Raw genomic sequence first — 10,909 nt, 5'->3', positions numbered from 1 at the left:
GTCGCCGTCGTCTTCGAGACGGCGGAGGGCGAGAAATGCGAGCGCTGCTGGAAGATCCTGCCCGATGTCGGCACGCACAAGCATGCGCATACCTGCGCGCGCTGTGACGCGGCGCTTGGCTGAGACCGCCACGAGAAAAGATGAAAAAGGGCGCCTTCGGGCGCCCTTTTGCCTTCGGCGAGGATATTTCGCCTCTGTAGAAGGTCAGCTCGCCGCGTTGCGCTGCGGCACGATCTGTTGCGCGATGCCCGCGCCGAGCAGGTAGAGCGAGGTCACGACCAGCCCCCAATGCGCCCAGCTTGCCGGGTGGAAATCGACCCAGGCCGCCCAGGCGGCGAAGATCACCCAGGCAAGCGAGACCGGCAGCGAAAGCGTGCGCCAGCGCATCGTGCGCGTGGGATGGATGAATTTCAGCGGGAAGAACATCGCGATCGCAAGCGCCAGAACGACGACGAGACAGGTCCAGTAGCCGGGCTTCAGCGCGAAAAGCACCAGCACCACCATGTTCCAGCAGGCGGGGAAGCCAGAGAAGGAATTGTCCTTCGTTTTCATCCGGGTATCGGCGAAATAGACGACGCTCGCATAGGTGATCGCGATGATCGCGAGCCAGCCCGTCCAGCCCGGCAGCAGGCCGGATTTGAAGAGCGCATAGGCTGGAATGAAGACATAGGTGAGGTAGTCGATGATGAGATCCATCAGCACCCCGTCATAGGTCGGGCAGTTGTGCTTCACGTCGTAATGGCGCGCGAGCGGGCCATCGAGCCCGTCGACGACCAGCGCCACCACGAGCCAGAGAAACATCAGCGACCATTTTTCTTCGACCGCGGCGAGCATCGCCAGCATCGAGAGCACCGCACCGGTGGCGGTGAAAAGATGGACGGAAAGGGCTTTGAGACGGATATCCATGCCCCTTCCTGCCCGAAACGACCGAAGCGCGCAAGCCGGGGCGCGGGCGGAGATCCGCGCGCCCCGGCCCTTGCGTCAGGCGACCTCGGTGAGCAGCGAGAGGAACTGCTGCGCGCGCGCCTGATCGGGCGTGCTTGCGCTTTGCTGCTGTGCCGTGGTCAGTGCGGCGAAGAGCGACTCGGCCAGCGATTGCGCCGAGGTGCTGTCCTCGGTGCTGGTGGTGTCGCTCGCGGTCTCGTCCGAGGCGGAAGCCCCGGGCGGCGGCCCCGGCGGCGGGCCGGCGGGCCGGCCGCCCTGCGCACCCTCGGTGGAGGAGCTGCGCGCGCTTTCGAGCGCGCTCGTCACCTCGTCCTTGCTCAGCAGGCCGTCGCCGTCGGTGTCGATATCGGCGAACAGCTCGGAGAGCGCGTCGGAAGTTTCGCTGTCCGAACTGGTCGAGTCACTCTCCTCCTGCGATGAGAGCGACTCGAAGAGCGACTCGAGATCCACCCCGCCCGAGGAGGAGGAGGGCGGAGGCGGGGGGGGAGGCGGAGCGGCCGAACTGCGCGTCGTCGTGCTGTCGTCCGTCGTGGTGGTGGAAGTGCTCGAGGATTGCAGCGCCGAGAGCGCGCTCGATCCCGTCACCCCCGTGAGGGACGTCAGGGAGTAGACGTTCATGATGGTCTCCTTTCTGGATCAGAACGCCCCGACGCTCCTCCCGAAAGGTCAACAATTGCTTTCGACGCCCATAAACCAGGGTTTATGATGGCTCGAATTCGATGGGGTTAGGATCAGGCGCGGGGATGGGCCGCGCGATAGACTTCCATCAGCCGCGCCTGATCGACGGCCGTATAGGCCTGAGTCGTCGAGAGGCTGGCATGGCCGAGCAATTCCTGGATCGCACGCAGATCGCCGCCCGCCGCCAGCAGATGGGTGGCGAAGGAATGGCGCAGCGCATGGGGCGTCGCCGTCGCGGGCAGACCGAGCGCGAGCCGCGCGCGTTCCATCGCGCGTTGCGCAAGGCGCGGGTTGAGCGCCCCGCCCCGCGCACCGCGAAAGAGCGGCGTCTGCGGGCCGATCTCGAACGGGCAGATCCGGATGTAATCGGCCACCGCATCGCGCGCGGCGGGCACCACCGGCACGAGACGCTCCTTGTCGCCCTTGCCGCGGATGCGCAGCACCTCGGGCAAAGGATGCGCCGCCCCGGTCAGACCCAGCGCCTCGGAGATGCGCAGCCCGCAGCCGTAAAGCAGCGTGATCACCGCCGCATCGCGCGCGGCGATCCAGGGCTCCATCTCCTGCAGCTCGACCTGCTCGATCACCGCGATCGCCGCCTCCTCGCTGAGCGGGCGCGGCAGTTTGCGGGTGTATTTCGGCGCGCGGGCGGCCAGCACATGGGTCGGCGCAAACCCCTCGCGCTCGGCAAGCCAGCGGATGAAACTTTTGACCGAGGAGAGCGCGCGGGCGAGCGAGCGCGCCGAAAGCCCGCGGGCGCGTTCATGCGCCATCCAGGCGCGCATGTCGGATTGCGAAATCGCGGCCAGGCGGGCAAGGCCGAGGCTCTCGCCGTGATGTTGATGGAGAAAGCCGAGAAACCCGGCGACATCGGTGCGATAGGCGGAAATCGTATGCGCGCTCGCACCGTCGAGCGCGCGCAGATGGTCGAGCCAGGTGGCCAGCGCGTCACCGGCGGCGGGGGAGAACCCCGCCGACATCAGGCGAGCCAGCGCCGCATCGCGCGTTCGAACACGCTGGCGAAGAAGCCGAGCAGATCGGTGCCCTGCGAGGGTTTGAACTGATGCGGATCTTCCGCGCCCATCACCAGCATGCCGGGCAACCGCCCCTCGCCGAGGTCGAGCCGCATCAGCGCCTCGGAACGGATCCAGCTTGCCGCCTCGCCATAGATCGCCTCCGACTGCGGCAGGGTCTGGCGCAGCACGACGGCGCGCTGCTGCCCGCCGCGGGCGCCGCGCATGTATTCGTGGATGAAGCCCGGTTCGGCGACGCAGAGCACATCGCCAAGACGGCGCAGCGCCGGGTCTTCCTCATTGTGCAGGGTCTCGAGCACGAGACGCACGCAGTCGACGCGCAGGATCTCCGCCACCTCGCCGGAAAGATTGGCGAGGAAGCCTTCGAAATCGACCGGATCGAGCATCCGCAGCACGGCGCGATGGATCTGGTTGGTGCCGGCGAGGTTCTCGTAGGCCGCGGCGATCACCGAGCGATGCGTGTCCTCGAGCCGGTCGAGCCGCCGCTCCAGCCGCTCCATCGCGACGCCGCGGAGGTCGACGATATTCGCCCCCATCGCGCGTTCGTTCGCCGCGATCAGCGCCCGCATCAGGTCACGATCCTCGAGGATCATGTCGGGGTCGGAGATGATCTTTTCACGCAGCTCAGCTGCGAATGCCGTATCGCTCATGCCTGCCTCTCGATCAGCGGGTTACACGCAAATTGACACAGATTCTGGTTAAATGCAGGTTAAATTTCGAACAAAAGAAAAACGGCCCGCCGCGATGACGGGCCGTTTTCCTTGCCCATTGCGGGATCAGAGGATCTTCTGGCCGGTCTTCGCCCAGTCCTTCAGGAACTGGTCGAGCCCCTTGTCGGTAAGCACGTGGTTCGCCATCGCCTTGATCACGGCGGGCGGCGCGGTGATCACGTCGGCGCCGATCTTCGCGCATTCGGTGATGTGGTTCACGTTGCGGATCGAGGCGGCGAGGATTTCCGTCTTGAAATCGTAATTGTCGTAGATCGTGCGGATATCGTCGATCAGCTCGACGCCGTCGAGATTGATGTCGTCAAGCCGGCCGATGAAGGGGGAGATGAAGCTCGCCCCGGCCTTCGCGGCGAGGATCGCCTGCGCCGCCGAGAAGCACAGAGTGACGTTGACCATATGGCCCTCGGATGCGAAAGCCTTGCAGGCGGTCAGGCCATCCCAGGTGAGCGGCACCTTGATCGCGATGTTGGAGGCGATCTTGGCGAGCTTGAGCCCTTCTTCGATCATGGCCTTGGCCTCGGTGGCCACGACCTCGGCCGAGACCGGGCCCGAAACCATGTCGCAGATTTCCTTCGTGACCTCGAGGATGTCGCGCCCCGATTTCAGGATCAGCGAGGGGTTGGTGGTCACACCATCGACCATGCCGAGATCGTTCAGTTCCTTGATCGCCGCGACGTCGGCGGTATCGACGAAGAATTTCATGAGGGCCCTCCAGAGCAGCTTTTGCGCGCGAAATAGCGCAAACGGCCGGCTTTGGCGAGAGCGGAAACCGCGTCGGGGGGCGCTGCCCCCCCTGCCCCCCCGGAGTATTTCGGCCAAGAAGAAGGGGAGTTTTCTTCTTGGCGAAAATACTCCCGCCGGAGGCATCGAAAGTTTTGCCGATGTCTGAGGTCGGGTTCTTCGAGGCGGGCGCGCGCGTCGCGGTGCTGACGGCCGAGCCGATCGGGCGGCCGCTCGACTATCTCGCGCCGGAGGGGGGCTGTTTCCCCGGCGCTTTCGTCGAGGTGCCGCTCGGGCCGCGGCGCGTGGTCGGCGTGGTCTGGGGGCCGGGCGCGGGCGATTTCGACGCGGCGAAGCTGCGATCGGTGGCGCGCGTGCTCGACGTGCCGCCGATGCGAGCGGAGCTGCAGCAGTTCCTGCTCCGGATGTCCGACTACACGATGACCTCCCTGCCCGGGGTGCTGCGGCTTGCGACCCGGGTGCCGGGGCTGTTCGATCCGCCGGGTGCGCGGAAGATCTATCGCCTCGGCGGCACGCCGCCCGCGAAGCTGACCGAGGCGCGCGAGCGGGTGCTCGAGGTGCTTTCCGATCACGGCGGGGCGGGGTTTTACCTGAGCGAACTCGCCCAGCTGGCCGGCGTCACGCCGCAGGTGGTGAAGGGGCTCGTGAAGCTCGGCGCGGTGGAGGAGGCCGAGCAGCCGCGCGACCTGCCCTGGCCGCATCTCGACCCGACGCTGCCGGGCAAGGCGCTTTCCGAGGATCAGGCGGCAGCGGCAGAGGCGCTGCGTGCGAGCGGCGGCGATTTCGGCGTGACGCTGCTCAAGGGCGTCACCGGCTCGGGCAAGACCGAAGTCTATCTCGAGGCGGTGGCCGACTGCCTGCGCCGGGGGCGGCAGGCGCTGGTGCTCCTGCCCGAAATCGCGCTCACGACCGAATTCCTCGCCCGCGTCGAGGCGCGGTTCGGCGCGCGCCCCGGCGAATGGCATTCGGGCGCGACGCAGGGCGAGCGGCGCCGGCTCTGGCGGATGGTGGCCGAGGGCGGCTGCCAGATGGTCGTCGGCGCGCGTTCGGCGCTGTTCCTGCCGTTCCGCGACCTCGGCCTGATCGTCGTCGACGAGGAGCACGACAGCTCCTACAAGCAGGAGGAGGGCGCGATCTACAACGCGCGCGACATGGCGGTGCTGCGCGCCTCCTTCGCCGGGGCGCAGGTGGTGCTCGCCTCCGCCACGCCCTCGCTCGAAAGCTGGGTGAATGCGGAGGCGGGGAAGTATCGCCGCCTCGATCTCGCCGCGCGCTTCGGCGCCTCGGAACTGCCCGAGATGCGCCCGATCGACATGCGCGCGGAACGGATCGAGAGCGCGCACTGGATCTCGCCGAGCCTCGTCGGCGCGGTTCAGGCGACACTCTCGCGCGGCGAACAGGCGATGCTCTTCCTCAATCGCCGCGGCTATGCGCCGGTCACGATCTGCCGCGCCTGCGGCTATCAGATCGGCTGCGATCATTGCGACGCGCGGATGGTCGAGCACCGGTTCCTCAAGCGCCTCGTCTGCCACCAATGCGGCGAGACGAAGCCGATCCCCACCGCCTGCCCGCATTGCGGCGTCGAGGGCAAGCTCGCCCCGGTCGGCCCCGGCGTCGAGCGGCTGGCCGATGAGGTGGCGGAACGCTTCCCCACGGCGCGCTGCGCTGTGCTCTCCTCCGATCTCTTCGGCTCGGCCCGCGCGCTGAAGGAGGCGATCGCGGATATCGCCGCGGGGGGCGCCGACATCATCATCGGCACGCAGATCGTGGCGAAGGGGCATAATTTCCCCAGATTGACCCTCGTCGGCGTGATCGACGCCGATCTGGGGTTGCAAGGCTCCGACCTGCGTGCGGCGGAAAAGACTTTCCAGCTGATGCGGCAGGTGGCGGGGCGCGCGGGGCGCGCCGAGCGGCCGGGCCTAGCGCTCTTGCAGACCTGCCAGCCCGAGCATCCGGTCATCCGCGCCATTCTGGGGGGCGACGAGGAGGCCTACTGGCGCGCCGAGGCCGCCGCGCGGCAGGCTGCGGGCGTGCCGCCCTATGGGCGGATGGCGGGGATCATTCTTTCCGGGCCCGAGGTTGCGCCGCTTTTCGAGATCGGCAATGCGCTCTTGCAGCGGCAGGCGCCGCTGGCCCGGATCGGTGCGCAGCTTTTCGGCCCGGCGCCGGCGCCGATCGCGCGGGTGCGCGGGCGGCACCGGGTGCGGATGCTGATCAAGGCGGAAAAGGGCGCGCCGCTGCAGGGCGCGATCCGTGCCTGGCTGCGGGGGATGAAGCTGCCGAATGCCGTGCGGCTTGCGATCGACATCGACCCGCAGAGCTTCCTTTAACAGGCGCCGACCGGCGCCTTCGCCCCGCGCTGATCGAGCAGAAAATCGGTCGTCACCGCGCCGATCCACATGCAGAAAAGCGCAAGCCAGGCAGTCGCGGCAAAGACCGAGGTGCCGGTGACGCCATTGCCGATCGCACAGCCCCCGGCGAGCATCGCGCCAAAGCCCATCAGCACCGCGCCGATCATCGAGCGGCGCATCACCGGCACGGAATCGAAGGCCTGCCAACGGAACTCGCGCGCGAGAAGCGAGGCGCCAAGCGCGCCGAGCACCACCCCCGGCACGAGGCCGACGTCGAATTCGAGCACCGCGTTGCGGTCGAGAAAGAACATCAGCGTATTCGCCGAGGGGCCGGAGAAGGTGACCGAGGTCACCGGTACCGGGTCGAAGGCGACCTGCGCGAGATGCCAGGTCAGCCCCCAGCCGACGGCCACGGCAAAACCGACGCCCGAGGCGAAGATCAGCACCTTCGCCCCGATCCGGTTGCGCAAGGACAGCCCCAGCGCCAGCGCGGCGGTGCCAAGCCCCAGCGCCAGCCCCGCCCATTGCGGCAGATGCAGGAGCGCAAGCAGGCTCACATTCTCCGCCCCGGTGATCCAGAGGCTGGCGAGCCGGTCGCGCAGCGGCGCGAGAATGCCGTGCAGGCTCATCTGCGCGGTGACCGCAAAGATCAGCCCCGAGACGACCGAGCGCAGATTGCCGGTCGAGGCGAGCACCAGAAGCCGCCCGGAACAGCCGCGCGAGAGCACCATGCCGACACCGAAGACGAGCCCGCCGATCACCGCGCCCGACCAGCTGCCCGGCACCGACATCATCCTACTGTCGGCGGCGCGAAAGAACCCCAGCATCTGCGCCAGCTGCACCCAGACCATCGCGGTGGAAAAGGTCAAAAGCCAGACCGAGACCTTCGGCCCGAGCGATCCGCGCGCGAACTCCACCGTCGCCGCGCGCAGGCAGAAATTCGAGCGCTGCGCCGCCACGCCGAAGATCACCCCGGTGATCAACCCGAAAAGCGCCGCGGCGGGCGCCTCGCCGATCCGCTCGACCAGTGCAACGATGTCCATGATCCTCCCTCGCCTCCCCGCGATCTCCTCCGCCACCATCCTATGCGAATTCCTGCATGGTTCCGAGTCACTCCTGCAGCGCCCTTGACCTGAAGGGCCGAACGCGCCATTGCCTCGGCAAAAGGAGACGCCGATGCCGACCTTCACCGCCTTCACCACGCTCGACGACCGCGACCGCGCCGATGCGCTCGCCGAACTGATCGAGGATCTCGATCCCGCGCCCTATGGCGTCGGCGTCTTCGAGATCGAGGACGGATCGGAGCGTTGGGAGGTCGGCGCCTATTTCACCGAGGCGCCCGACGAGATCGCGCTTGCGCTGCTGGGGCTGTCGCATGGGGCCGCGCCCTTCGCGATCTCGGAGCTGCCGGAGACCGACTGGGTCGCCCATGTGAAGCGCGAGCTGGCGCCTGTCGAGGCCGGGCGCTTCTTCGTCTATGGCAGCCATGACGCCGAGAAAGTGCCCGCGGAGGCCGTGCCGCTCTTGATCGAGGCGGCGATGGCCTTCGGCACCGGGCATCACGGCACCACGCTTGGCTGCCTCACCGCGCTCGACCGGCTCGACCGCGAGGGGCTGCGCGCACATCGCGTGGCCGATATCGGCTGCGGCACCGCGGTGCTCGCGATGGCGGCGGCGAAGATCTGGCCCGAGACGGTGCTCGCCTCCGACATCGACCCGGTGGCGGTGGAGACCGCGGCGGCGAACGTGAAGGCGAACGGGCTCGAGGGGCGGGTGATCTGCCTCGAGGCGGCGGGCTTCGGCCACCCGGAGCTGCAGGCGGGCGCGCCCTATGACCTGATCTTTGCCAATATCCTGAAGGCGCCGCTGATCGCGCTCGCCCCCGATATGGGGCGGTTCTGCGCCGAATCGGGGCATGTCATTCTTTCGGGAATCCTGCATGCGCAAGCGGATGAGGTGATTTCCGCTTACGTGGCGGAAGGGTTTACCCTCGTTTCGCGCAACGAATTCGGCGATTGGACGACATTGGTGCTGCAGCGGCGATAATGCCATAATTGCCTGCTCGCGAGACCGCCGCAATTCAGACATAATCCATTAAGTCCTTGTTAGGCATGACTTGTCATGCTGATGGCAGGCAATGTGGAGAGTGTGATGAGCGACCAGGGATTGAAGTCTTTCGAGAGCCGTCTGGCCCAGATCGACAAGATTCACGCCGCCGGCGGCGCCTTCGAGGCGACGGGGGCGCTGGGAAGGGCCTATTTCGACTCCGTCCGGCCGAAACAGCGCAAGCATCTGCCGCTGCGGGCGATCGCGCTGCTGTTCTTCGGGGTGCTGCTGTTCAAGGGGGCGCTTTTCGCGCAGCTCGGCGCCGCGGCCTATGATACGCGGGTGGCCACGCTCGCCTCCGGCAGCATGGTCGAGCAGATCGGCGGCTGGGTGCTGAAGGCGGATCCCGCCACCCAGGTCATCGGCGGGCTGATCCACGCGATCCTGTTCTGAACGATCGCGACAAACCGGGTTTCAGACAAGCGAAAGGGCCGCGCGGCACTGCCAGCGCGGCCCTTCACTGTGCGGCGCACATTTCAGTGCCGGATATGGTCGGCGTCGTAGCGGGTCAGACCGATATCGGTCAGCTCGCGATCGCTCAGCTTGGCAAGCGCATTGCGGGTCACGCGGGCATCGTTCCAGGCGACGACGGCGTCGATCAGCTTCGAGAACAGGCCGTGGCTGCTCGCGCGGCCCAGCATGCGGTCGGTATCAAAGGCGGACATGGTGCAGATCCTTCATAAACTGCAAATTTTCTGGGCATTACCCCTACGAGGGCGCAGATAGAACGGGCGCATCGAGAACACAAGCGCACCAGGGGCAGGCCGGACATGCAGAAAATGCATGCCATGACAGGTGGTTAACGGGTTCGTGACAGGGTTTCGGCGAAATGCCGGATTGCCTCGTCATTCTGTCGCAAGCGCCCCCGTTTCATGACAGCGTTTCGCCTGCCAGGGGCCCGAAGCGGCAGGGGCGTTAACCCGCCGCCTTCCGGCTTTCCGCTTTGCGATGTTCCCTTTTCGTGCTAGTCGTTGGAAAAATGCCACAGCAGGCGGCCGCCAGATGCCGCGAAAACCGGGCAAACGAGCGGAAGTGACGACAGAATGCGTGTGATCGGAATCGACCCGGGGCTGCGCAACCTCGGCTGGGGCGTGATCGAGATGGAGGGCGCGCGTCTGCGCCACATCGCGAACGGCATCATCCATTCCTCGGGCGAGGATCTCGCCAAGCGCCTCGTCGTGCTGCACGCCGGGCTGACCGCGGTGATCGCGACCCATGCGCCCGAGGCCGCGGCGGTGGAACAGACCTTCGTCAACAAGGACGCGGTGGCGACGCTGAAGCTTGGCCAAGCGCGCGGCATCGCGCTGCTCGTGCCGGCGCAGGCGGGGATTGAGGTCGGCGAATACGCGCCCAATGCGGTGAAGAAGGCCGTCGTCGGCGTCGGCCATGCCGACAAGGCGCAGGTGCAGCACATGGTGCGCCACCAGCTGCCCGGCGTCAGTTTCGAGGGGCCGGACGATGCCGATGCGCTCGCGATCGCGATCTGCCACGCCCATCACCTGCAATCGGCGCAGCGCACGAACGCCGCGATGCTCGGCCGCGGCGCGCTGGAGATCACCGGCGGCCAGGCCCGGATCCGGAGGGCGCCGCGATGATCGGGCGGATCGCCGGCACCATCCTGCACCGCGCGATGGATCACGTGCTGATCGACGTGCGCGGCGTGGGCTATATCGTCCATGTCTCGGCGCGCACCGCCTCGAACCTGCCGCCGGTGGGTGAGGCCTGCGCGCTTTATACCGACCTGCTCGTGCGCGAGGATCTGCTGCAGCTTTTCGGCTTTCCGACGCTTTATGAAAAGGAATGGCACCGACTGCTGACCTCGGTGCAGGGCATCGGCGCGAAGGCCTCGCTTGCGATCCTCGGCACGCTCGGCGCCGAGGGGCTTGGCCGCGCGATCGCGCTTGGCGACTGGTCGGCGGTGAAAGCCGCCCCCGGCGTCGGCCCGAAACTGGCGCAGCGCGTGGTGCTGGAGCTGAAGGACAAGGCCCCCACGGTGATGGCGATGGGCGCCTCGCTCACCGTCGACACCGCCCCCTCGGAGGAGGTGATCGAGGCGGCGCCGAAGCCCCGCACCCGCCCCGCCCCCGCCGCGACGCCAAGGGTGAATTTCACCGCCGAGGCGCTCAGCGCGCTCACCAATCTCGGCTACAACCCGTCAGAGGCCGCCGCCGCCGTGGCCGAGGCAAGCCAGAACCCCGAGGCCACCGACACCGCGAAACTGATCCGCACCGCGCTGCGCCTGCTTGCACCGAAGGACTGATCCCTTCATCTTGCCCGAAATACCTCGGGGTGCGGGGCGGTGCCCCGCGACGCCCCCCCCAGGGCCGGA

At 67.4% G+C, this 10,909-nt stretch carries 13 protein-coding genes; 6 read left to right on the top strand and 7 right to left on the bottom strand.

The annotated features are described in order from the left end of the window. A partial coding sequence (locus AB7U46_RS16715) for a zinc finger domain-containing protein (RefSeq protein WP_428338121.1) occupies positions 1 to 123 on the top strand: 123 nt, incomplete at its 5' end. Between the two features lie 81 nt (positions 124 to 204). Here AB7U46_RS16715 and AB7U46_RS16710 read toward each other — a convergent pair. From AB7U46_RS16710 to fsa, 5 genes are all read right to left on the bottom strand, one after another. Further along, positions 205 to 906 (bottom strand): CDP-alcohol phosphatidyltransferase family protein, encoded by a 702-nt coding sequence (locus AB7U46_RS16710; RefSeq protein ID WP_428338120.1) that lies wholly within the window; start codon positions 904 to 906, stop codon positions 205 to 207. Positions 907 to 981: 75 nt separating this feature from the next. Then, the gene (locus AB7U46_RS16705; protein WP_428338119.1) at positions 982 to 1,563 is read right to left on the bottom strand and encodes a hypothetical protein; all 582 of its coding nucleotides are present in this window, start codon (positions 1,561 to 1,563) and stop codon (positions 982 to 984) included. A gap of 113 nt (positions 1,564 to 1,676) precedes the next feature. Next, positions 1,677 to 2,600 (bottom strand): tyrosine recombinase XerC, encoded by a 924-nt coding sequence (locus AB7U46_RS16700; protein WP_428338118.1) that lies wholly within the window; start codon positions 2,598 to 2,600, stop codon positions 1,677 to 1,679. After that, the gene (locus AB7U46_RS16695; RefSeq protein WP_428338117.1) at positions 2,600 to 3,304 is read right to left on the bottom strand and encodes a DUF484 family protein; all 705 of its coding nucleotides are present in this window, start codon (positions 3,302 to 3,304) and stop codon (positions 2,600 to 2,602) included. The genes AB7U46_RS16700 and AB7U46_RS16695 overlap by 1 nt, the downstream gene beginning before the upstream one ends. Before the next feature lie 126 nt (positions 3,305 to 3,430). Then, positions 3,431 to 4,084: a fructose-6-phosphate aldolase gene (gene fsa, locus AB7U46_RS16690; protein WP_428338116.1), complete on the bottom strand. Its 654-nt coding sequence runs from the start codon at positions 4,082 to 4,084 to the stop codon at positions 3,431 to 3,433. A 179-nt stretch (positions 4,085 to 4,263) separates the two neighbouring features. Between fsa and AB7U46_RS16685 the strand changes: the two genes are divergently transcribed. Beyond that, positions 4,264 to 6,453 (top strand): primosomal protein N', encoded by a 2,190-nt coding sequence (locus tag AB7U46_RS16685; RefSeq protein WP_428338115.1) that lies wholly within the window; start codon positions 4,264 to 4,266, stop codon positions 6,451 to 6,453. On the opposite strand, the gene AB7U46_RS16680 is transcribed toward AB7U46_RS16685, so the two are convergent. Further along, positions 6,450 to 7,517, bottom strand: coding sequence for a YeeE/YedE family protein (locus AB7U46_RS16680; protein WP_428338114.1), 1,068 nt, complete (start codon positions 7,515 to 7,517; stop codon positions 6,450 to 6,452). The two genes, AB7U46_RS16685 and AB7U46_RS16680, sit on opposite strands and share 4 nt — an antisense overlap. A gap of 133 nt (positions 7,518 to 7,650) precedes the next feature. Here AB7U46_RS16680 and AB7U46_RS16675 point away from each other — a divergent pair, with 133 nt between their 5' ends. Next, the gene (locus tag AB7U46_RS16675; RefSeq protein WP_428338113.1) at positions 7,651 to 8,520 is read left to right on the top strand and encodes a 50S ribosomal protein L11 methyltransferase; all 870 of its coding nucleotides are present in this window, start codon (positions 7,651 to 7,653) and stop codon (positions 8,518 to 8,520) included. A 105-nt stretch (positions 8,521 to 8,625) separates the two neighbouring features. Further along, positions 8,626 to 8,973 (top strand): hypothetical protein, encoded by a 348-nt coding sequence (locus tag AB7U46_RS16670; RefSeq protein WP_428338112.1) that lies wholly within the window; start codon positions 8,626 to 8,628, stop codon positions 8,971 to 8,973. 83 nt (positions 8,974 to 9,056) lie between these two features. Here the strand turns inward: AB7U46_RS16670 and AB7U46_RS16665 are convergent, their stop codons facing one another. After that, positions 9,057 to 9,245 (bottom strand): DUF1127 domain-containing protein, encoded by a 189-nt coding sequence (locus AB7U46_RS16665; protein ID WP_428338111.1) that lies wholly within the window; start codon positions 9,243 to 9,245, stop codon positions 9,057 to 9,059. Between the two features lie 378 nt (positions 9,246 to 9,623). On the opposite strand from AB7U46_RS16665, the gene ruvC reads away from it, so the two are divergent. Beyond that, entirely contained in the window at positions 9,624 to 10,175 is a 552-nt protein-coding gene (gene ruvC, locus AB7U46_RS16660) for a crossover junction endodeoxyribonuclease RuvC (RefSeq protein WP_428338110.1), read from the top strand. Next, entirely contained in the window at positions 10,172 to 10,840 is a 669-nt protein-coding gene (ruvA, locus tag AB7U46_RS16655; protein ID WP_428338109.1) for a Holliday junction branch migration protein RuvA, read from the top strand. The genes ruvC and ruvA overlap by 4 nt, the downstream gene beginning before the upstream one ends. Positions 10,841 to 10,909: the final 69 nt, after the last annotated feature.

Origin of the sequence: Paenirhodobacter sp. (assembly GCF_050177655.1) — a bacterium.
In the GTDB taxonomy this organism is placed as follows: Bacteria; Pseudomonadota; Alphaproteobacteria; order Rhodobacterales; family Rhodobacteraceae; genus Rhodobacter.
The sequence above is the reverse complement of the archived record's forward strand: the minus strand, read 5'-3'. Positions and strand labels throughout refer to the sequence as shown.